16 protein-coding genes are annotated in these 21,862 nt (G+C 42.8%); 11 read left to right on the forward strand and 5 right to left on the reverse strand.

The annotated features are described in order from the left end of the window. Nucleotides 1-142: 142 nt before the first annotated feature. Nucleotides 143-1,357: an MFS transporter gene (locus tag BQ7394_RS21510; RefSeq protein WP_075560158.1), complete on the reverse strand. Its 1,215-nt coding sequence runs from the start codon at nucleotides 1,355-1,357 to the stop codon at nucleotides 143-145. A 201-nt stretch (nucleotides 1,358-1,558) separates the two neighbouring features. On the opposite strand from BQ7394_RS21510, the gene BQ7394_RS21515 reads away from it, so the two are divergent. The 6 genes from BQ7394_RS21515 to BQ7394_RS21540 all read left to right on the forward strand — a co-directional run bounded on the left by BQ7394_RS21515 (nucleotide 1,559) and on the right by BQ7394_RS21540 (nucleotide 10,248). Next, nucleotides 1,559-2,128, forward strand: a complete 570-nt coding sequence (locus tag BQ7394_RS21515; RefSeq protein ID WP_075559287.1) for an RNA polymerase sigma-70 factor — start codon at nucleotides 1,559-1,561, stop codon at nucleotides 2,126-2,128. A 95-nt stretch (nucleotides 2,129-2,223) separates the two neighbouring features. After that, nucleotides 2,224-3,165 carry a FecR family protein gene (locus BQ7394_RS21520; RefSeq protein WP_075560159.1) on the forward strand — a complete coding sequence of 314 codons (942 nt, stop codon included), beginning with the start codon at nucleotides 2,224-2,226 and terminating at the stop codon, nucleotides 3,163-3,165. Between the two features lie 207 nt (nucleotides 3,166-3,372). Beyond that, on the forward strand, nucleotides 3,373-6,684 hold the full coding sequence (locus BQ7394_RS21525) for a TonB-dependent receptor (protein WP_235848794.1): 3,312 nt from the start codon (nucleotides 3,373-3,375) through the stop codon (nucleotides 6,682-6,684). A 13-nt stretch (nucleotides 6,685-6,697) separates the two neighbouring features. Continuing rightward, on the forward strand, nucleotides 6,698-8,179 hold the full coding sequence (locus BQ7394_RS21530; protein ID WP_075559288.1) for a RagB/SusD family nutrient uptake outer membrane protein: 1,482 nt from the start codon (nucleotides 6,698-6,700) through the stop codon (nucleotides 8,177-8,179). Nucleotide 8,180: 1 nt separating this feature from the next. Then, nucleotides 8,181-9,560 carry an FAD-dependent oxidoreductase gene (locus tag BQ7394_RS21535; protein WP_075560161.1) on the forward strand — a complete coding sequence of 460 codons (1,380 nt, stop codon included), beginning with the start codon at nucleotides 8,181-8,183 and terminating at the stop codon, nucleotides 9,558-9,560. A gap of 136 nt (nucleotides 9,561-9,696) precedes the next feature. Beyond that, on the forward strand, nucleotides 9,697-10,248 hold the full coding sequence (locus BQ7394_RS21540; RefSeq protein WP_075559289.1) for a DUF4840 domain-containing protein: 552 nt from the start codon (nucleotides 9,697-9,699) through the stop codon (nucleotides 10,246-10,248). A gap of 77 nt (nucleotides 10,249-10,325) precedes the next feature. Here BQ7394_RS21540 and BQ7394_RS21545 read toward each other — a convergent pair whose 3' ends face one another. Continuing rightward, on the reverse strand, nucleotides 10,326-11,282 hold the full coding sequence (locus BQ7394_RS21545) for a Fic family protein (protein ID WP_235848795.1): 957 nt from the start codon (nucleotides 11,280-11,282) through the stop codon (nucleotides 10,326-10,328). Between the two features lie 127 nt (nucleotides 11,283-11,409). After that, complete coding sequence (gene uvrA, locus BQ7394_RS21550) at nucleotides 11,410-14,196, reverse strand: excinuclease ABC subunit UvrA (RefSeq protein WP_075559291.1); 2,787 nt, start codon at nucleotides 14,194-14,196, stop codon at nucleotides 11,410-11,412. Between the two features lie 101 nt (nucleotides 14,197-14,297). Here uvrA and BQ7394_RS21555 point away from each other — a divergent pair, with 101 nt between their 5' ends. The 5 genes from BQ7394_RS21555 to BQ7394_RS21575 all read left to right on the forward strand — a co-directional run bounded on the left by BQ7394_RS21555 (nucleotide 14,298) and on the right by BQ7394_RS21575 (nucleotide 19,762). Continuing rightward, nucleotides 14,298-15,827 carry a glycoside hydrolase family 10-like protein gene (locus BQ7394_RS21555; RefSeq protein ID WP_075559292.1) on the forward strand — a complete coding sequence of 510 codons (1,530 nt, stop codon included), beginning with the start codon at nucleotides 14,298-14,300 and terminating at the stop codon, nucleotides 15,825-15,827. 14 nt (nucleotides 15,828-15,841) lie between these two features. After that, complete coding sequence (locus BQ7394_RS21560; protein ID WP_075559293.1) at nucleotides 15,842-16,699, forward strand: AraC family transcriptional regulator; 858 nt, start codon at nucleotides 15,842-15,844, stop codon at nucleotides 16,697-16,699. Between the two features lie 123 nt (nucleotides 16,700-16,822). Further along, on the forward strand, nucleotides 16,823-17,737 hold the full coding sequence (locus BQ7394_RS21565) for a DUF5119 domain-containing protein (protein WP_075559294.1): 915 nt from the start codon (nucleotides 16,823-16,825) through the stop codon (nucleotides 17,735-17,737). A gap of 47 nt (nucleotides 17,738-17,784) precedes the next feature. Further along, a complete protein-coding gene (locus BQ7394_RS21570) occupies nucleotides 17,785-18,774 on the forward strand; it encodes a fimbrillin family protein (protein ID WP_075559295.1) in 990 nt (329 codons plus the stop codon). Between the two features lie 88 nt (nucleotides 18,775-18,862). Continuing rightward, nucleotides 18,863-19,762: a fimbrillin family protein gene (locus tag BQ7394_RS21575; protein WP_075559296.1), complete on the forward strand. Its 900-nt coding sequence runs from the start codon at nucleotides 18,863-18,865 to the stop codon at nucleotides 19,760-19,762. 985 nt (nucleotides 19,763-20,747) lie between these two features. Here BQ7394_RS21575 and BQ7394_RS21580 read toward each other — a convergent pair. Together BQ7394_RS21580 and BQ7394_RS21585 are read right to left on the reverse strand one after the other, a co-directional pair. Further along, complete coding sequence (locus BQ7394_RS21580; protein ID WP_075559297.1) at nucleotides 20,748-21,272, reverse strand: DUF3868 domain-containing protein; 525 nt, start codon at nucleotides 21,270-21,272, stop codon at nucleotides 20,748-20,750. A 7-nt stretch (nucleotides 21,273-21,279) separates the two neighbouring features. Beyond that, nucleotides 21,280-21,843, reverse strand: coding sequence for a DUF3575 domain-containing protein (locus BQ7394_RS21585; RefSeq protein WP_075559298.1), 564 nt, complete (start codon nucleotides 21,841-21,843; stop codon nucleotides 21,280-21,282). Nucleotides 21,844-21,862 lie beyond the last annotated feature (19 nt).

Below are 21,862 nucleotides of genomic sequence, written 5' to 3' on the forward strand. Positions count from 1 at the left end.
AACCGACGGCAAAAGAGAGCCTACGGCACAAGGCTATGCCTTGTAATGAAAGATAGCTCACATCTGATAATAACTGTCTACTGTCACTTGTCAACTGTCAACTGTCAACTTCAGAAATGTTTCATTTCTGACAAACACTGAATCATTTAAAAGCTTTACTGAACGTAGTCATCAACAAGATACATAAACCTAAAAGACCTACCACCATATAGGCATATTCCATATTGAATGCCTGCGAAATAGCACCAATAAGTAGCGGAGCGATCAGTGAGCCTATAAAACTTATACTCGACAAGAGAGTCAGAGCAATGCCGACCGGTGTTTTGGACTTTGCACCGACCAGGCTATAAATTGTAGGCACCATACTGGAAATACCCAATCCTACCAACATGAAACCGAAAGAGTTTACGATCACCTTCAATACCATCGAATCAAAAGAACTTCCCAGTAGGGCCGATATAAAGAATCCAAGAAAAATAAAAGCACCGGACAACTGCAATACCCGCTGTTTACCTAATATCCGGTACGCATAATTAGCCAGAAAACGTCCTACGGTCATCATCACCATAAATACCAGGAATCCGATCTGTAACGATTTCGGCACCTGCAATACCGACTCAAAGTACACCCCGCTCCAGTCAAACATCGCACTTTCCACGATCAACGCAAATAAACCGACCAAACCGAGTTTAACAAGCAGCATCTCCGGACGTTTGATATATTGCCATTTCTCCGACTTATCTTCTTTTACAATTTCCTCCTCGGCTTTCACCTGCTCCGTATCTTCCTGCAAGTAACTCCGGCTAAGCATCGTTATAAGAAGGATTATCACGGCAATCATCGTAAAATGCCAGAAAGGAGTAATGCCGGAAACGATCATAATAAAACCAATCAGGGCTCCCAGACAGGCTGCCAGACTCCATCCTCCGTGAAAAGAAGCCATGATCGTCCGCCCATAAAGACGTTCGATCCCGATCCCCTGCGTATTCAGCGAGATATCGCATAAATTCCAGAATACGCCAAAGGAGAAAAGACATGCTCCCAACATATAGATATTCACGGCAGACCCGATAGCAAACAGGGAAATGGCATATCCCATAATACTCACCTGCACCATGATACGGCTTCCCAGTTTAGACACCAGGTAACCCGCCAATGGAATAGCTATGAATTTTCCAACCGGGATCATAAACAACACCATTCCCCAATAGAGCGCATCATTGACCGTGAATAGTTCTTTAATATCGGGAATACGACTCGCCCAACTGGAGAAACAAAGTCCCTGGGCAAGAAAAAAGGAAAGAACAGCATAACGTATATGTTCCTTCGGATAAGTAGCGAGGTTATTAAGATTCATTTTGTCAAATGTTTTGAACAAATAAAAATAGGTATATTTTCTTTATTCCGGTAATCTTTCCGAGAAAAAACAATAAACCTGTTATCAATCCCCTCTAAAGCCCGGTTGGTTAAAAAATTATTTTATTGGAAGAAAATCAAGGTGTGAGATAGGAAAAATCAGATTTATGCATATCTTTATCACCAATTTGATCATACATTTATGAAAGGCGAATCCGAGATACATTCTTTCAATCAGCTATTTACTGATTATAAAAGTCGTTTTGTCCACTTTGCCAATACATACGTAGGCGATAATATGATTGCAGAAGATATTGCAATCGAAAGCCTGATGTATTATTGGGAAAACAGGAAAAAGATTGCGACTGACTCCAATGTGCCGGCTTATATCCTTACTATCATCAAACATAAATGTTTAAATTACCTTCAACGTCTGCGTACACGTGAAGAAATTGTCGAGTATTTAAAGAACTGCGATGTTTGGGAATTAAATCTGCGGATTGCAACCCTTGAAGCCTGCAATCCGGAAAAGCTGTTTTCCGACGAATTACAGTCTCTGGTAGAAAAAGCCTTAAAAACGTTACCAGAACAGACCCGCGACATCTTTATCCGCAGTCGCTATAATAATCAAAGCCACAAAGAAATAGCAGAAGCATTGGGTATCTCGACGAAAAGTGTTGAATTCCATATCACTAAAGCTTTAAAAATCCTACGCATAACATTGAAGGATTATTTCCCTCTACTGGCTTTCTTGCCAAGATTTTTAAACTAAGCCTCTTTCCTGATAAAAAACTTTTTTGAAAAAAGTGCCGTTTTCCGTTAGGGATGTTTTTTCCTTATTTGCTATATAAGCAGAAACGGAAAAAAATGGAAAAAGAAACACTATATAAGTTTTTTGACGGAAAAGCTTCCCGGGAAGAAAAAGAATCGATCCGTATATGGCTGGAAGCTTCAAAGGAAAACGAACAGGAGCTATTCAGTGAACGTGAGTTTTTCGACGCAATGATTCTGTCGGGACATACCGAAAAGACTGCGAAAGAAAAGAAATCCCGTCCTTTCTATCTGACAGCAATGTTGGAAATAGTAAAAATAGCTGCCATATTAGCCATAGCGATTACCTGTGGTATTTATTCTTATAAATCAGAAATAAAAAAGATCTGCCAGGCAATGAATACAATCACTGTTCCTGCCGGTCAACGCGTAAACCTAACCTTACCCGACGGGACAAATGTCTGGCTGAACGCCTGCTCGGAAATGAAATATCCCGCAGCATTCACCGGAGATAAAAGAGAGATCTCACTGAACGGAGAAGCTTATTTTGAAGTTACCCATAACGCGGATAAACCATTCATTGTACAAACAAATAAATGTAACATAGAAGTATTAGGTACAAAATTCAATGTAGAAGCATATAACGACTCGAAAGACTTTTGTACTTCCTTACTCGAAGGTTCCGTCAAGATCGTCGAGAGAGAGAAACCGTCCGACAACCTGATATTAACACCCAATCAGCAAGCTACTCTGGTAAACGGACATTTGTCATTGGAACCCATTGCCGATTTCGATCTTTTCCGTTGGAAAGAAGGGCTTATATGCTTTAGAAATATGCATTTCCAGGAATTAATGACCCGCTTTGAAAAATGTTATGGTATACATATTATTATAGAGAATCCCAACCTGGCCGATTATGTTTGCAGCGGCAAATTCCGCATATCCGATGGGATAGATAAAGCTTTGAGCATCTTACAAAAAGATGCCCAATATACATTTATACGGAACAAAGATGATTCGGCTATTTATATAAAATGATGTTTAACCCTAAAATAGAGAGCCTATGTAAAATAGAAAGTTAACCTTTAATTAGAATGCCGACAAGTGTGGGGACACTTACCGGCATAGAATTAACACAATTATCTAACTGTATTAATAAACTTGATTTCCAAAGATATGAATAAAAAATCTTTGTCGGTGTCTTATTCTGCAAAAAGACCTCGATGTAAACAATTTTTTAGAGTCATGAAAATAACCACTTTGTTATTATTCGTGTTCATGTTCTGCCTGTATGCAGAAAATTCCAGTTCCCAGAATGTTAACGTTACTATCAAAAGAAGTAATACCGAATTGGAAAACGTACTGAACGAGATTGAAAAGCAAACCGATTATCTGTTCATTTATAACAAACACGTAAATGTAAACAGAAAAGTATCTGTTAACCTGAAAAAAGCATCTCTGGATGATGTATTAGCTAATCTGTTCGAAGGTACGGACGTGAAATACTCCATCGACGGATCGTATATCGTATTGTCTCCCAGCGGAACGACAACCGCTATACCTTTATCGGCACAACAAAGTAAAACAATCAGCGGAGTCGTTACGGATAGTAACGGTGAACCTGTTATAGGAGCTAACGTCGTCGAGAAAACTTCAAGATCAGTGGGGACAGTGACTGATGCCGATGGTAAATTCACTTTAAACCTGGACCGTCCTTCCGGCACATTAGTCGTATCTTATATCGGCTATTTGACAAAAGAAGTACCGGTAGGCAACCAGTCTTTCCTGAAAATAATTCTATCGGATGATACCCAGAACCTGGATGAAGTAGTTGTTATCGGCTATGGTTCCGTGAAGAAAAGCGACCTGACAGGAGCCGTCGGCTCTATCCAGGTGGATAAAATGCAAGGGATCAGTATCAAATCGGTAGATCAGATGTTACAGGGACGTACATCGGGACTGTATATGGTACAGAATTCCGGGATGCCGGGCGCCAGTTCAACAGTACGTATCCGTGGTGGCAACTCTATTTCCGGAGGAAACGAGCCTTTGTATATCATCGATGGTATGCCGGTTTACCCAAGTGCCAGTTCGAGCCAAACAGCATTAAGCCCTTTAAACTCTATTCCTACATCAGATATTGAATCGATTGAAGTTTTAAAGGATGCCTCTTCCACAGCAATCTATGGTTCACGCGGTGCCAATGGTGTAATTATCGTAACGACAAAGAAAGGTAAGAGCGGTAAAACATCTGTTGCCTTCGACGCTTACTGGGGTATCCAGAATATCTATAAAAAATATGATCTGCTGGATTCCCGTTCATTTGAACAACTAGCCAATGAAGCTTTGGTCAATTCAGGAGGTGACGCAATTTATGATGAAAGCCTGAATCCGGCAACAACCGACTGGCAGAAACTGACGTCCAACGATAATGCACTGACACAAAATTACCAGTTGAGTATCTCCGGAGGAAATGAAAAGACAACTTTCCTGACATCTTTCAATTATTTTGACCAGGAAGGCGTCATCAAGTCTACTGAAATGAAGAAATATGCTTTCAGGGCAAATATCGATCACAAAATATCTTCGACTATCAATCTAGGATTGAGTCTGACAATGACGAAAGTAGACAACAACCGTGTTGGTAACTCGGTCTTGGAAACACGCCTGACAACACCTCCGAATTTACCTGTCAACCAGGCAGACGGTAGCTATACCTTTAGTGATGACAACGGTATTATCACGTTCGACAATCCGGTTGCCATAATCAATGAAAAGGTGGATTGGAATGCTAATTTCCGCACACTGAATAATGCATTTGTCGAATGGAATATTATTAAAGGTTTGAAGTTCAAATCTTCGATTGGTATCGACATCGATTACACAACAAATAAATACTATAATCCCCGCTCAGTTTATTCCGGTAGCCAGAAAGGAGGAGAAGCAAAGAAAACCTCCAACAATACGTACACCTGGATCAACGAGAACATACTGACTTATAATAATACATGGGGGATGCATTCATTCACCGGATTAGTCGGTTATACCCAGCAATCTTCCAGCTACGACGGTTTTAATGCCGGTGCTTATGGCTTTTTGAACGATAACTTACAAATGAATAATTTAGGATCCGGTACAACTTATTCCGCACCCGGCTCGAGTGTTACAAAATGGGCTTTGAACTCCTATCTGGCACGTATTAACTATACATTGAATAATAAATATTTGTTCACCGCCTCCATCCGTGCCGACGGTTCCTCCCGTTTCGGTAAAGATAACCGTTGGGGATACTTCCCGTCTGCAGCCTTTGCATGGAGAGCTTCGGAAGAGTCGTTCATTAAGAATCTGAACGTGTTCAGTAATTTAAAGCCGAGAATCAGTTTTGGTATAACAGGAAACCAGGACGGAATCGGAACTTATCCATCATACGCCTTATTAGGGTCAACCGGTTATGTAAGCGATGGTCAAAAAGTGACGGGCTACTATCCGTCACAGGTAGCCAACACGAACCTTAAATGGGAAACCACTTCGCAGTTCGATGCTGGTATCGATCTTGGCTTTTTCAATAACCGCTTGACGGTTACGGTCGACGGCTATTACAAAAAGACACACGACCTATTATTGAAAGTCAAAATCCCCGGATCTTCCGGCTTCTCTTCCGGTTTGAAAAATATCGGAGAAGTGGAAAACAAAGGTTTTGAACTATCCATCAATGCAACTCCGGTAGAAGGTGCCTTTACCTGGAATACAAGTTTAAATCTTACTTACAACAAAAACAAAGTGTTGGACCTGGGAGATGTCTCTTTCATCTATCCGGACCAGCCCGGACAGGATGACACAGGGACACACCTGGGACGTATCGTACAGGTAGGACAGCCTCTGGGAACATTCTATGGATATGTATATGACGGGCTGTTCAATGAATCGGATGATATCAAAGGATCTGCCCAGCCTACAGCCAAACCGGGAGACATCCGCTTTAAGGATATCAGCGGGCCGGATGGTGTTCCGGATGGCATAATCAACGACCTCGACCGTACCATTATCGGTTGTGCCCAGCCGAAGGTATTCGGAGGTTTCAATAATACATTCTCCTATAAGAACTTCGACTTAAATGTAAACACGATTTTCACTATTGGGAATGATGTGTATAATGGAACAAGAGTCGTAATGGAAAACATGCAGGGGGCAACTAATATGTTTGCTACAACAATGGATAGATGGACTCCTACAAATCAGAATGCAGCTTTTCCACGCCCTCTCCGATCGAAGGCTGTCTTGCGTGTATCCGACCAATATGTAGAAAACGGCTCTTACTGGCGTTTCCAGAATATCACATTAGGATATACAGTACCGACAGAATTTCTGGGCTTCACGAAGTATATAACCGACTTGCGTGTTTATGCTTCTTTACAGAACTTCTTTACGATCACAAGCTATTCCGGTGATAATCCGGAAGTAAGTAAATACGGTCAGGATAACCTTGGAGCCGGGTATGATGCCTTTTCATATCCATTTGCTAAATCAGTATTGTTTGGTTTGAATATAAAATTCTAATTGAGTCTAAGTTATGAAAAAGATAACATTTATAATCGTGAGCTCAATCTTGATGAGTTCCTGTACAGATATGGATCTGATCCCGGAATCCAATCTTAGTCCCGAAAACTTCTTCAAATCGGAAGAAGACGCGACTGCAGCCGTATATGGTGCTTATTCGGTTTTTACGGATAACGACATTTACAATCAGTTCTGGGAAGTGTTGCAAAGCCAGGGTACGGACGATAGTGAATGGGGCGGCGGCCGTACCACTACCAATCTGGATAAAAATGCATTGGATAAGTTTGAGTTTGACGGAAATACGAATTTGGTTTATTCCGTCTGGATCAAACATTATGTAGCAGTCAACCGTTCCAATTTCGCGATAGAGAACATTTCGAATATGGGAAGCGACCTGATCAAAGAAGAGGTGAGAAGCAGGCTTGTCGGAGAAGCTAAATTCCTGCGGGCTTTAGCTTACTTCAACTTAGTCCGCGTATATGGAGGTGTCCCTCTGGTATTACAACAGACGACAAAACTGGACGGATTGGAAGTGGCAAGAAATACAACCGACCAATGTTATGAGCAGATCATAAAAGACTTACAGGAAGCCAAATCTGTTTTACCTTCCGTCGGTCAACTGCCTAGCGGTTATTTAGGACGTGCCACAAAAGGTTCCGCAGCCGCCTTGCTGGCTAAAGTCTATTTAACCCGTGAGGACTATCAGAATGTAGTGAAAGAGACAGAGGAAGTAATGCAAATGGGATATAAACTCTGGGAAAACTACGCTGATAACTTTGATGTTGAAAAAGAAAACGGACAAGAGTCTATTTTCGAAATTCAGTATAAACGGAATACACCGGGAGTGATAGGCAGTAATTACAACGGTTTTTACCGTCCTCCCTTTGTCAATATAAACGGCTGGGTAGGATACGGAGATAACCCTGTGACACCCGATCACTATAACTGTTATGAAGAAGGAGACCTACGGCGGGATATAAACGTTCGCCTTTACACCAAAGAAGAATATCCGAATATGTCTTCTAATTACGAATTTCCATGTTACGTGAACAAATTCCAGGATCCATCCCCACTAGCCGTAAGATCCCAGGGAGGAGAAAATAATTATCCGCTACTGCGTTACTCGGATGTTTATCTGATGCGTGCTGAAGCTTTAAACGCCATCAACCCATCTGATGCAGAGGCATATAATTGTCTGAATGTAGTACGCCGGCGAGCTTTTGGGCTTAACATGAATGAAACTTCGTCTATCGACATCAAGACAGGATTAAGTAAGGAGGATTTCCTGAATACTATTCTTCTGGAGCGTCGCAGAGAGTTTGCCTTCGAAGGACATCGTCGCTTTGACCTCTTGCGCACACATAAACTAAAAGAAGCGATGATGAAACAAAATCCCGTTATCGGAGCTGTAATAGAAGAAAAACATTATTTGTTGCCTATACCTGTCACCGAATTGGATGCGAATAAATTACTGGAACAAAATCCTGGATGGTAATATGAAAAGAAGAAATTTTATCAAAAACATTAGTTCTTTAGGCCTGGCCTCTGTAGCAAGCGTAACACCCTTTGCTGCTGAAAATCCTACCGGCAGTTATTCACCGGATAAATCGAAGATACCGGTTTACGATGATTGGGATGTGATAGTTGTCGGAGGAGGACCTTCGGGATGTGCTGCGGCTACGGCCGCGGCACGCGAAGGTGCCAAAACATTATTAATAGAAGGAACAGGTGCTTTGGGGGGAATGGGAACCTCCGGCTTACTAAATGCCTGGTGCCCTTTTTCTGATGGTGAGAAGATTATCTATAAAGGTATTGCGGAGAAAGTCTTTACCGAATCGAAAAAAGGAGTGCCCCATATCCATTACGATAATTGGGTTCCGATAAACGGTGAATACCTGAAGGTAGTATACGATGATTTGGTGACCTCCGCCGGTGTATCAGTCCTGTTTTTCTCTACAATGGCAGCCGTCGAAATGAAACGGAAAGGAGTGGTCGACGCAATAGTTGTTGCCAACAAAGCCGGATTGTCCACTTATAAAGCAAAGGTGTTTATCGATTGTACGGGTGATGGGGACCTGGCTGCCTGGGCCGGAGCGGGTTTCGTAATGGGAGACGACAGCGGTTCCGTGCAGGAAGGTACTTTATGCTTCACCGTATCGAATGTCGATCCATATGCATTTTCTATAATAGGGAATGTCCATACCAGCCGGCAAAACAGTCCGATCCATTCGATCTACGGTAATCCGAAGTATCCGTTGGTAAAAGATAAACACATGAATGACAAACTGATCGGCCCCGGATTCCTGGGATTCAATGCCGGACATGTGACAGTAAACAGTACCGATCCGGCATCGTTGACAGAAGCTATGATGAAAGGACGTAAACTGGCACGACAGTTACATGAAGGGTTGGTTGAATTCGAACCTAAATCGTTTGCATCATCGTTTCTGGCAGGTACTGCTAATTTAATGGGGATACGGGAAAGCCGCCGGATAAAATGTGACTATACATTTACATTGGAAGATTGGCTGGAACGCCGGGAATTTAACGATAGTATCGGACGTAACTGTTATTATATCGATGTTCATAAACAGGATGCAACAGTCTATCCCCGTTATAAAAAAGGAGAATCCCATGGAATACCGTTCAGTTGCCTTACCCCTATGGATCTAAAAAATGTAATGGTTGCCGGACGTTGTATTTCGACGGACTCATATGCACATGGCAGCTTACGCGTTATGCCGCCATCCTTAGTGACCGGGGAAGCCGTCGGTATTGCTGCCGGGCAGATCTATACATCCAAATCTCCGGATGTCCATAATGTGGATATCAAACAATTAAGAAAACGTTTACAGGAAGTAGGTCAGCTGATATAATCACAAGAATATACTTTGCAGGGAAATACTGGTCCTCGAATGGATACTTAAAAAATTTGATTCGATGCAGCCTTTTGCCAACTTCTTTCATCTTATTAGTCGTACATAATTTATTAACACTAAAAAAATAAGAACGATGAAAAAGACGTTGAAATGGTCACTTGTGATGATGCTAGCAGTATTTGGTTTAACTTTTGCTTCTTGTAGTGATGATGACGATGAAACCCCAACAGTACCGACAGTAGAAGAAGTTGTTGGAGATTACAGTGGTAAAATGACTTATGCAATGGCTAAAGCTACTGCAGAAGAAGGAACAGCATTAGATTTGACAGTAAAGAATGACTCTGTTACTTTTGAAAAATTCCCTTATGACGCATTAGTAAAGGCTATCGTTGGTGAAGAAAACGCTGATCCTATTATCGGAATGATCGGATCATTAAAATACAAAATCAACTATACAGCAACGTTGAATGCTGCTAAAGATTCAGTTGTAATGACTCTAAAACCGGAGCCATTAACTATCGCTGCTGCTGGTGTTGTCGTTACAATTGAAGCTAAGACTGCATCTTATGCTATTGACAAGAAGATTTTGAAATTCGACCTAAATGCAGCAAATGTAACAGTAGGCGGACAGAATTTCCCGAATTGGACTCCAATCAATCTGTCATTCGACATGACAAAGAAGTAATTCAGAAATATTACAACCTATATAAAGAAAGGAGAATGTTCTCGAGATGAGACATTCTCCTTTTGTTGTTCTATACCTTATATATATGTATAACGTGTCAGGCTTTTCTCCCCTTCTTTCCGCAGCAAATGATTATCGACAGCATCCTTCAAATCGCGACTGGCAGTAGAGGTGGACAGTTCTTTAAAATATCTCAGATAGTCTTTACGGGTAAAAGATCGATCTGTGATATAGTCCTTAAATAAAGCAATCCTGTCGCTACCTGAAATAGTTATATTTTGCGATTGTAGCAACTCTTCCAGCGATTCTTCTAAAATCCGGAGCATAAACTCTATAAAAACAGTGGATGCTCCCTGGCTATCAGCCACAGCCAACATTCGATAATATTCTTCTTGATTTTCTTTAATAAGAGATTCCACAGGCAGATATTCGAACACAGAATTATATTTCGTCAGAATAACGCTTTGCCACAAACGCCCCATCCTGCCATTACCGTCTAGAAACGGATGGATAAATTCAAACTCATAGTGAAAGACACAACTCTTTATAAGCAAAATTTCGTCTTCATCGGACAGATAATCAAACAGGTCATTCAATAGCGATTTGACAAGGGTGCCCGAAGGAGCTACATGTGCCAATTGCTCACCTTTCATTATACCAACAGAGCGACTCCTTAAATTACCGGCATTTTCAACCAAACCATTCATCAACATCCGGTGAGCATTACACAAAGACTCTATATTGAAAGGATCGAATAAATGCATATTCTCATAAGTTCGGATCGCATTTTTCACCTCGGTAATATCTTTCAATGGAGCTATCACACGTTTATTATCCAATAATGCCGTCACCTGATCGAGCGTCAAAGTATTTCCTTCAATGACCAGGGACGAATGAATCGTCCTTATCCTGTTCTTTTTCCTCAATTCAGTGGGTGGCCTATGCAGACAGGCCGCTTTTATTTCACCAAGTTTTTCTGAAATAGAAGCAGTTTTTGCCAATATGTAAGGAGTTATATTATAAGGAGGTTTCATGCTGGTAGTATCATTTGATAGTATCAAAGGTAATAAATATATTCAAATGAGCACAAAAAATCCTCTGCCGGAATATTAATTAACATTCAACAGCAGAGGATTCTGACACTAAAAGCCGTTCATAGCTCTATAATTTTTCTTTTAAATACTTTCCTGTATACGATTCCGGACACATAGCCACTTCCTCCGGTGTTCCGGCACAAACCAGATAACCTCCGGCATTACCGCCTTCCGGACCTAAGTCTACCAGATAGTCGGCACATTTGATCACGTCCATGTTATGCTCGATGATCACAACCGTATGTCCTTTATCGATCAAGGCATTAAATGCTTTCAATAATGTTTTTATATCGTGGAAGTGCAGTCCGGTGGTCGGTTCGTCGAATACGAACAAGGTCGGTTGCTGCTTTTCCTGTCCCAGGTAATAAGCCAGTTTCACACGCTGGTTCTCACCGCCGGATAACGTAGAAGACGTTTGTCCCAGTTTGATATAACCCAGACCGACATCCTGCAACGGTTTCAGCTTCTTGACAATCTTCTTTTCCTGTGAGCCGGGATACTGTTCGAAGAATTCGATCGCCTGGTTCACCGTCATTTCCAACATATCATAGATGTTTGCCCCATGATATTCCACATCGAGCACATCCTGTTTGAAACGTTTGCCGTGGCAGGTTTCGCACTCGAGCGTGATATCCGCCATAAACTGCATCTCGACAGTGATCCGGCCGTCCCCCTTGCACTCTTCACAGCGTCCTCCTTCTTTATTAAAAGAGAAGTATGCAGATGTATAACCCATTTGCTTGGCCAAAGGTTGTTCGCCGAACAACTTACGGATCTCGTCGTAAGCCCCGATATAGGTCACGGGATTGGAACGGGAGCTCTTACCGATCGAATTCTGGTCGACAAACTCGATACCCTGGATCAGATTCATATCCCCGCTCAATCCGGAGCAATCCACCATCAGGCGGGCGGCTTCATCCAGGTAATGTTTCACCCCTTCAAAAAAGATATCACGGACAAGCGAACTCTTACCGGAACCGCTGACACCCGTTACCACCGTCATCACATTCAATGGAAACTTCACATCGATCCCTTTCAGGTTATTCTTACGGGCCCCTTTTACCTCTATATAATTATTCCATAAACGACGGAAAGAAGGAACTTCGATCTTATCCTCACCGGTCAGGTAACGGACAGTATAACTGTTACTACTGGTCTGCAGGTTGTTTACATCCCCCTGATAGACCACTTCACCACCCAGACGGCCGGCTTTCGGGCCAATATCGATAATATAATCGGCTGCCCGGATAATATCTTCATCATGTTCAACCACAACGACCGTATTCCCCAGCGACTGCAACAGCCGCAGTACCTTCACAAGCAAATCGGTATCCCGCGAATGCAGACCGATACTCGGTTCATCCAATATATATAAAGAACCTACCAGGCTGCTACCCAAAGAAGTGGCCAGGTTGATACGCTGGCTTTCACCACCGGAAAGAGAAGCCGACAGACGGTCGAGCGACAAATACCCCAGCCCGACATCCAACAGGAACTGCAGGCGGTTCATGATCTCCGTCAGCAGACGCTTGGCTACGGCAGCATCCGTTTCATCCAGTTGCAGGTTATCGAAGAATGCTTTAGCATCCGTGATAGGCAAAGTCACCAGTTCGGCAATATTCTTCCCGCCTACCTTTACATACAAGGCTTCCGGTTTCAGACGGGCACCTTTGCAGGACGGACAGGTCGTTTTACCCCGGTAACGGGCCTGCATCACCCGGTACTGTATCTTATATAAGTTTTCTTCTACGAATTTAAAGAAGTCGTCGATGCCGTGCAGTCCCCTGGCTCCATGCCACAAGAGGTCTTTCTCCTTTTGTGTCAGGTCGTAATACGGACGGTGGATCGGGAAGTTGTATTTTTCACTCTTGGCGATGAACTCCTTCAACCATTCTCCCATCACTTCACCCTTCCAGCAGACTACCGCCCCCTGATAGACCGACAGACTTTTATCTGGTACCACCAGATTCTCATCTATCCCGAGCACCTTACCGAATCCTTCGCAGACCGGACAAGCCCCTAACGGATTATTGAAGCTGAACATCATATCCGTCGGTTCGATAAAGGTAATACCATCCGCTTCGAACTTCTTGGAGTATTCCTTCACGACCGTACCTTCAGCCGCATAGATACGGATGATACAAGTATCGTGTCCTTCGAAAAAAGCAGTCTCCGCCGAGTCGGCCAAACGGCTTTTCAACGTCTTATCGTCCGAAACGGTCAGACGGTCTACCAACAGTTCGATAGACGGAGAAGCCAATAACGACTCGTCAGCCATCACTTCCGCCATACGGTAAGCCGTATCGTCGATCGACAAACGGGTATACCCTTCCTTCTGCAGGATCTCCAGTTGTTCCTTCATATTTCGTCCCTCGGGCAACACCACCGGGGCGAATACGGCAAAACGGGTTCCGTCCGGGTAAGACAATACCTCTTTGACGATATCTTTTACCTGGTGCTTCTTCACCTCCAACCCGGAAACAGGCGAGATCGTCTTTCCGATACGGGCGTAAAGCAGTCGCAGGTATTCATAAATTTCCGTGGATGTACCCACCGTCGAACGGGGATTACGGGTATTCACCTTCTGTTCGATCGCGATAGCAGGCGGAATTCCTTTAATATAGTCACACTCCGGTTTGCTCATACGTCCCAGGAACTGGCGGGCATAAGCCGAAAGGCTTTCCACATACCGGCGCTGACCTTCGGCGTATAAGGTATCAAAAGCGAGCGAAGACTTTCCACTGCCGGATAATCCGGTGATGACGACCAATTTGTCGCGTGGGATCTCTACATCAATGTTCTTCAGGTTATTGACACGAGCCCCCTTGATAAATATAGAATTATTTTCAGACATAAATCTTTCCCTAATAAAGGATACAAAAATAGCAAAAAGAAATGTATCTTTGCCACAAGAATCGATAATGTGTTACAATAATCCCAAACCAACGAAAATTCATGAAGATCCAATATATCCGCCTGTTGCTGGCCATACTCCTATGTGCCGTAACGTCTTGTTCGACAACCAAACAGATATCAACTCAAAAAACAGAAGGAAAAGATAAACGGGAATTCAGGGGAGCCTGGATACAAACCGCATTTCAGGGGGAATACAAGGATATGACTCCCACCCAACTCCGCAAAGACTTCGTCCGCAAACTCAACTATCTGCAGGCTTGCGGTATCAATGCCATCATTTTCCAGGTACGCCCGGAAGCCGACGCTTTTTATAAATCGGATATCGAACCCTGGAGCCGCTTCTATACAGGCGAACAGGGCGTAGCACCGGCCGGCAACTTCGATGTGATGGCCTTCCTTATTGAAGAGTGCCACAAACGGAACATGGAATTTCATGCCTGGCTCAACCCTTACCGGGCAAGCACGGCCGGAAATACCCGCTTCGCAGATTCGCATATCTATCACAAACACCCGGAGTGGTTCGTTACCTATAATAAACAGATCCTGTTCGACCCGGGACTGCCCGACAGCCGCCAGTTCATCTGTAAAGTGGTACGCGATATCGTAAGCCGTTACGACGTAGACGCCATCCATATGGACGACTACTTCTATCCCTATCCCGCAGCAGGAATGCCTTTCCCCGACGACGACAGTTTCCGGAAATACGGCCTGAACAAAGGATACACCTCCGCCCAACGGGGCGACTGGCGCCGTGAGAACGTAAACACGCTGATCCGCGAACTGAAACGGACCATCCTGCTTACCAAACCCTGGGTGCGTTTCGGCATCAGCCCCTTCGGTATCTACCGGAATAAGAAAAGTACACCCGACGGCTCAGGCAGCAACACCAACGGCCTGCAAAACTACGACGACCTCTACGCCGATGTACTCCACTGGGTGAAAGAAGGTTGGATCGACTACAACATGCCACAGATATACTGGGAAATCGGCCACCCGGCAGCTGACTATATCACCCTGATCCAATGGTGGAACAAGAATGCGACACCCGAAGGTACACATCTTTATATAGGTCAGGACGTAGCCCGCACGATGAAAGCCGACCAGCTGACCCGCAAAATGCTTTACGAACGTTCGCTCTCGAAAGTAAAAGGCAATTGTTTCTGGCCTGCCAACGAGATCCTATGGAACAACAAAGGCGTAGCCGACAGCCTGAAAAGAAACTATCATCGTTACCCGGCCCTGATCCCGGCTTATAGCCAGATGCATAACCGCGCCCCGAAGGAAGTGAAAAAGCTGAAAGCGGAATGGACAGCCGAGGGTTATAAACTGCACTGGCAAGCCGAACAAAGCCCTACTAATCCGGAACTTGCTTCTTATTTTGTAGTTTACCGTTTCGAGAATAAAGAACCGGTCGACCTGAGCAACCCGGCCAAAATCGTAAAAATAACCCGGGAGGCAAGTTATTTAATGCCTTATAACAATGGAAAGCAAAAATATCACTATATTGTGACCGCTGTCGATCGTTTTCACAACGAAAGTTCAGGCAAGAGTAAAAAGGTTAAGTTATAAGACTTTAGGGCAATATGTTCTCACAAGATCTGAGGTATACCAAATTCACGGATTGTGCCTCCTGTCCCGAATACAGGAAGCAGATCTTTAAATATCGTTCTTATCCGAAGGGGATGATGATCCCCCAGGAAAAATGCATGCAGAATACACTCTATTTTCTGCTGAAAGGAACCGTTGAAGTAAACAGTGAAGAACATCCCCACACTATCATTAGTGACGGCCAGTTCATCCTGCAACCGATCGGCTCGAAAGTGGAGTTCAAAGTCCTCGAAGCCGTAGAATGTATCCTGTATCTGTTCGAACGTCCGATCAACGTCTGCAACGAGCGTTTCAACAAAGGAGCAAGCATAGCCGAGACTTCCCGCCGAGAGGCCATCGTGATGGAAATGTGTCCGCCGTTGCGCTATTTCGTGGAAGGAGTAAGAATGTACCTGAACGACGACCTGTTGTGTGCCGGCTTCCTGCAGGCCAAACGGACAGAGTTGGTCTACCTGCTTAACTGCTACTATACATTAAAAGATCTTGCTGCGTTCTACTCACCGATCTACCGTTACAGCAAAAGCTTCCGTTACTTCGTTATGCAAAATTATATGAAGGCAAAGGATGTGGAAGCCTTCGCCCAATTGGGAGGGTACAGCACGCCAACCTTCCGCCGCCTGTTTAAAGAAACATTCGGTGAACCGGCCTACCAGTGGATGCTGAAAAAGAAATGTGAAGACATCCAGAACGACCTAACCACCACCGAAATGTCCATTTCCGAGATCAGTTATAAATACGGTTTCGAGTCGCTGTCCAACTTTTCCCACTTCTGCCGGACTAATTTTGGCCAGTCACCCCGTTCAATGCGTACGATAAAAAGAGAAAACCAGTAAAAATCAACGGTTCTTGTACTTTTTACAACTTATTGAATAGAAAAAGCAATATTTTGCCTGTTTTTTCCCGATATATTTGCGTCATCAAAGAACATTAATTGATATTCAACGCATATTTAAAGGATGAATACTAAAGAGGTAGGTTGCTCATGTGGAATAGTAGTCTGTATATTTTTGATCATAACATGTTTCATAAAATGCAGTTCGAAAGATGAGTCAGAAGAGACATCCTACGGTTTTATTTCGTATTCGTTGAAATGGGAACAGGCCATGAGCGGCTACAAAAATCCCCAGAAATTACGTTATTGCTTTTATCCCCAGGAAAAGGGTGCCATGACACAGATCGAAGGTGATGCCGACGGTTTGCATTTCACCCTGCCACCGGATAAATACCGTTTACTGATCTTCAACTGCGATGCAGATAACATTCAGTTCCGCAATATGGAGTCATTCGAAACGGCAGAAGCATACATCCCGGAGACCAAAGCATCCGGAAGCGTAACATCATCGGGACGTACTCCTTTATACGGGATAGCCATCAATGATCTGGAAGTGGAGGCCAACGAAGGCGCACAGAACAAACGTGAGTTTAGTCCGACTCCATTGATCCGCGAAGTAACGCTCGACATAAAAATCGACGGTATGGAACATATAAAAGACTGTAAAGGAGCGTTATCAGGCGTACCGTCGGCTTTCAGCTTAAGCAAGCTAGAGATCGTACCGGATAAAACAACCACGGTTAACTTTGAAGCCACTCCCTCAAAGGAAGGAGTAAAAGCAAACATCATGATACTAGGAACCGCCCCCAAACATGGAGAACCCCCTCCCGCACCCCCCAAAAATGAGGTAAAGCTGGATTTCACCCTCACTGACGGCAGTACCTCTTCCACCACCCTCGATTTGGGAGAGTCGATAGGCACAACGGAAGGCAACAACGTAAATGTCGACGTATCCGTAACGGTAGAAAAGACCGCTTCCTTCACTGTAAAGATCAACAAGTGGGAAGTATCTGCCGGCGACAACATGGTCATTGAATAAAACACTAGTAAAACAAATAAAGTGCAAACAATTTAAATTTGATAAGTATGAAAACATTAGTATTAAGTATGATTTCAATTGCTGCAACTCTTGCAGCAATGACCGCTTGTACAAGCGAGAGTGACCCGATAGATGAAACTCAGAAGGATCAAAAGGTGGAGATAAAGTTAGGAGCAGGCGTGCTAAATGTTGAAACCAGGGCTGCAGACCCGACCGACAGTAATGATAAGACGAAATTCGCACCTAATACCCAAATTCAACTTTTTAGATGGGATATTGAAGGCACAACTCCTGGCACATTAAATTGGAATGAAGCTATTAATAAAACCGCGACTGTTACTGCAAGTGGTGTTACATTAGATAAAGATCAACTATATTATGCAAACAATGGAAAGAATGCTTATTTCTTAGGCTTCTATCCCATAATTGATGGCAGTTCCATAACATATAGCGATGGAAAAGTTACATTTACTGGAATAGACGGAAAAACAGACATATTAAGCGCTCAACTTATAGATGCAGGAAACAAAACGACATCAGCAGCAAGTGCAAATATAGAATTCAAACACATGCTTTCACAAATAGTAGTTAAATTAACCGGAAATGACATAGCACAAAGTACTTTTGGCAAAATAACAAGTGTAAAATTAAAAAATATTCCTAAAAATCTCAGTTTAACATTAGGAGATAAAACGACTGCACCTTCTATAGCTGCAGCAACAGAAGATGGGGCACAAGACCTCGATCTATATTCTGGTGTTGGCGTTGATCTATCTTCTGGTGGAGAAACTTATTCAGCGATGATTGTTCCCGAATTAGGTTCTGCAGGAAAAAAACTTTCTATTGAAATACAAACAACAAAATACAATGATGAAAATGGTAATACATTAACAGTCGATATAGACAATATTGAAAATGGAACCAAACCAGGAACCACCAATAATATCAATTTAACATTTAAGGATAAAATAACTATTACAACTACTATTGTAGACTGGAATCCAACAACTGATATTGATAAGGATATAGAAAATTAATTGATAATATAATAAGGGACAGATTTATTAAAATAAGAAAATACTCTGTCCCTTAATTATTCAAGATAAACATATAGTCCTTCATAAAATGAGAATCAAATATATATTGATTGTAATTTCAATAATTAATTGTAGCTGTAACAATAATATTACACAAAAATATCAACAAGAAGTTGAAATATATTTTTGTGCTAAAATTAATTATGCATTTGAAAGTAAAGCAGCGATTGATGCAAATCTATTCCCCGATTATTCTGTTATAGGAATATTTGGCTGGGGACACACAAAAGAACCCCCCACAAACTTTGTTATTCGTAAAGATTTAAACAATAATCAATATACTAGTTTTATAAATAGTAACGAATTCATTAGTGATACACATGCTCATTACCCTGTCAACCCCGACACCTTACTCAATTTTTATGCTTATTACCCTTATACCGAAGCGGCCACAGCCACTCCGTTAAGTATACCTTTCGACTTGAAGAAACAAGACGACATCATGTGGGCTACCCCAGTCTTGAACAAAGATAAAACAACAGCCGATCAGAAAGTAAATCTCTCTTTCAACCATATCCTCTCCGCCATCACGCTTAAATTCAAAATGGCAGGCGATACCAAAGAATACATGGTTCTGCAAAGCGTTTCGATGGAAAACTATCCATCGACAGTCCAACTGAATGTACAGACCGGACAACTCAGCGCAAATACAGCCAGTACTCCCTTTGCCTTCGTAGAAGGTAAAAACCAGGCTATTACCTCGACAGAAGTAACGATCGTTACCGATTATCTTCTTTATCCGGTAGAGAAACCAGTATTCATCGTCAGAATGAGCGACAAAGATTACCGTATCGAATCAAAAAAAGCCCTTGAAAAAGGGAAGAAACAAACTTACACCTTCACCATCCAGGCATCAGACATAACTTTGTCGGGCAGCATTAACCCTTGGGTAGATGGCGGAACTAGCAACGAAACGGTTTACTTCTAAACGATTATTTTTATCCATTTAGGATTCACCCAAAGATAAAACCATTCAAGACCTGTATAGTACACCGTCATGTTTTACCCGGCTAGAATGCCTCAATCATTGTCAGATTTGAGTCTATTCGTGTCATTGTCTTCAACAAGGCTTTGCCTTGTGTCATAGGCTTTCTTTTGCCGTCTGCTTCAGCTGACGGACTAATAATCAGGAGGCAAAGCCTCTTCCTATGTGGGCTTAAGCCCCTTTAAAAACAGGGACTACCATTATATGTCTAAAGGGGTTAAAACCCACAGAAGAATCCGGCAAAGCCGGAGCATTTAATCTATCCGTCGGTTAAAAACCGACGGCAAAAGAGAGCCTGCGGCATGAGGCTTCGCCTCATAAAAGACTCAAATATTGCTCCTATTTGAAGCTCACCTTTTTCTATCATTGACATACTAGCAAATTTGAGCAATATACCCTTCAACCCTTCACCTTTCATACTCGCCCTTTGATTATTGGAGATTATAGGTGAACGGACAAGGTGAACAGTTTGGTTAAAAGGTGAATGGTTGCCCCTAAACCGTTCACCTTCTTATAAAAGATTTATCCGGTAATTCAAAACTACCTCTTCACACAGTCTCTTTTATTATCAAACCTACTAGAAACTAACTCTTTAGTCATGACTTACAACTCCGTGAACCAGCATCGTCAAGCTTTGCGACCAAGGCCGTTAAGCTTTGCGACGTCGCTCATCAAGCTTAACGACGGTGGTCGTTAAGCAAAAAGATTATGACATCCGGCTTAGTCAGTCCAGACTTTCCACCTAGTGAGTAATTACATACGTGCTAAGGAAGAAGAGTCCCCAAAAGACAGAGGTGAACAGTTTAGGCCAACCGTTCACCCTTTTACAAAACCATTCACCCCGACCATTCACCAACCACGCCTTAACAATCAATATATAAACACAAACAGGTGAATGGTGAACGGTTGAATACAGTTTTACTATGTATTATTCAGCCATCTGGATATAAAAATGATCGGTCAGGACATTCGTATAAGTCTGAACCGGAACATCGTCATAATTATTCAACTCACCTATAAGAATCAGTTCAGCCTCCTCCATCCATGGCTGGAAAGGGATCACTTTCTTATAGTTGACTTCCTGCAATAAGGACGGATTACTTTTCAGGACTACATAAGCCCCTCCGTCAGCCACCTGTTTTCCCTCAAATGCGATGGTACGCTCATACATCTTTTGCTTGTTCGCCCCATTGATGCGGACAGGTGCAAAGCGGAACGAATGATTGCCGTTACGCAATACCGGAGTCAATACCAGCGTCTGATAACGTCCTACCGACAAACCACTCAGCAATAGATTCATATCCAGTTTCAACTGGCCATTCTCTACTTCAGCCTTGTTTTGCTTGATATTGACGAAACCATTGTAAACAGTAGCTTGCGTCTGCGACAGCAACCGGACAGGACACACCTGCATGATCAAAAAGAAAAAGAATATGTAGAATGAAGTTTTCATTGTTCGCTTATTTAATGATATAAGTAATACTTACGCCTAGTTTCGTCGGCCCGAAATAGTTATTACGGTACTTTGCAGAAGAACCGTCTTCGGTAGTCGGGTAAGCCGATTTATCGTACTCGAAATGTATAAAGCCGACACCTGCCGAAAACTCAATATTCCAGTGCGGAGAAAGATACAACTGATAACCGTAAGAAACACCGCCTCCATATCCGTTACCGTCGTAAGCATAGTCTTTTTTCATCACCGACAGGAAGTTGGAATTGGAAATATCATAATCCATGTAGATACCATGCACGCCAAAGAAATGTCCGTTAAACTTTTCATGCAGCCAGTAACGCCCTTCGGGTTGTATCATCCAATGTTTCCACGATTTATCGCTGACAATATCCCATCCGTTATAATTTCCGGAGATATCCAACGACCAGTGTTTGTTGAAAGCCACCTCAACACCCAGATTCGCCGTAGCTGTTGCATCATACAACACGTTCGACTTTACAGCCACTACCTGTGCCTTTACCCCCATCCCGACACATAAAGATGTCAGGAATATCAACAAGAGTTTGTTCATACTAGTTCTATTTAATCAT

It is taken from the genome of Parabacteroides timonensis (genome assembly GCF_900128505.1).
GTDB lineage: Bacteria > Bacteroidota > Bacteroidia > Bacteroidales > Tannerellaceae > Parabacteroides > Parabacteroides timonensis.

Bases quoted from the DNA above. Each gene is read 5' to 3' on its own strand.
- BQ7394_RS21585 (WP_075559298.1), bottom strand. From the start codon at position 21,843: ATGAACAAACTCTTGTTGATATTCCTGACATCTTTATGTGTCGGGATG.
- BQ7394_RS21560 (WP_075559293.1), top strand. From the start codon at position 15,842: ATGTTCTCACAAGATCTGAGGTATACCAAATTCACGGATTGTGCCTCC.
- BQ7394_RS21525 (WP_235848794.1), top strand. From the start codon at position 3,373: ATGAAAATAACCACTTTGTTATTATTCGTGTTCATGTTCTGCCTGTAT.
- BQ7394_RS21575 (WP_075559296.1), top strand. From the start codon at position 18,863: ATGAGAATCAAATATATATTGATTGTAATTTCAATAATTAATTGTAGC.
- BQ7394_RS21520 (WP_075560159.1), top strand. From the start codon at position 2,224: ATGGAAAAAGAAACACTATATAAGTTTTTTGACGGAAAAGCTTCCCGG.
- BQ7394_RS21535 (WP_075560161.1), top strand. From the start codon at position 8,181: ATGAAAAGAAGAAATTTTATCAAAAACATTAGTTCTTTAGGCCTGGCC.
- BQ7394_RS21510 (WP_075560158.1), bottom strand. From the start codon at position 1,357: ATGAATCTTAATAACCTCGCTACTTATCCGAAGGAACATATACGTTAT.
- BQ7394_RS21565 (WP_075559294.1), top strand. From the start codon at position 16,823: ATGAATACTAAAGAGGTAGGTTGCTCATGTGGAATAGTAGTCTGTATA.
- BQ7394_RS21530 (WP_075559288.1), top strand. From the start codon at position 6,698: ATGAAAAAGATAACATTTATAATCGTGAGCTCAATCTTGATGAGTTCC.
- BQ7394_RS21540 (WP_075559289.1), top strand. From the start codon at position 9,697: ATGAAAAAGACGTTGAAATGGTCACTTGTGATGATGCTAGCAGTATTT.
- BQ7394_RS21555 (WP_075559292.1), top strand. From the start codon at position 14,298: ATGAAGATCCAATATATCCGCCTGTTGCTGGCCATACTCCTATGTGCC.
- BQ7394_RS21515 (WP_075559287.1), top strand. From the start codon at position 1,559: ATGAAAGGCGAATCCGAGATACATTCTTTCAATCAGCTATTTACTGAT.
- BQ7394_RS21570 (WP_075559295.1), top strand. From the start codon at position 17,785: ATGAAAACATTAGTATTAAGTATGATTTCAATTGCTGCAACTCTTGCA.
- BQ7394_RS21545 (WP_235848795.1), bottom strand. From the start codon at position 11,282: ATGAAACCTCCTTATAATATAACTCCTTACATATTGGCAAAAACTGCT.
- BQ7394_RS21580 (WP_075559297.1), bottom strand. From the start codon at position 21,272: ATGAAAACTTCATTCTACATATTCTTTTTCTTTTTGATCATGCAGGTG.
- uvrA (WP_075559291.1), bottom strand. From the start codon at position 14,196: ATGTCTGAAAATAATTCTATATTTATCAAGGGGGCTCGTGTCAATAAC.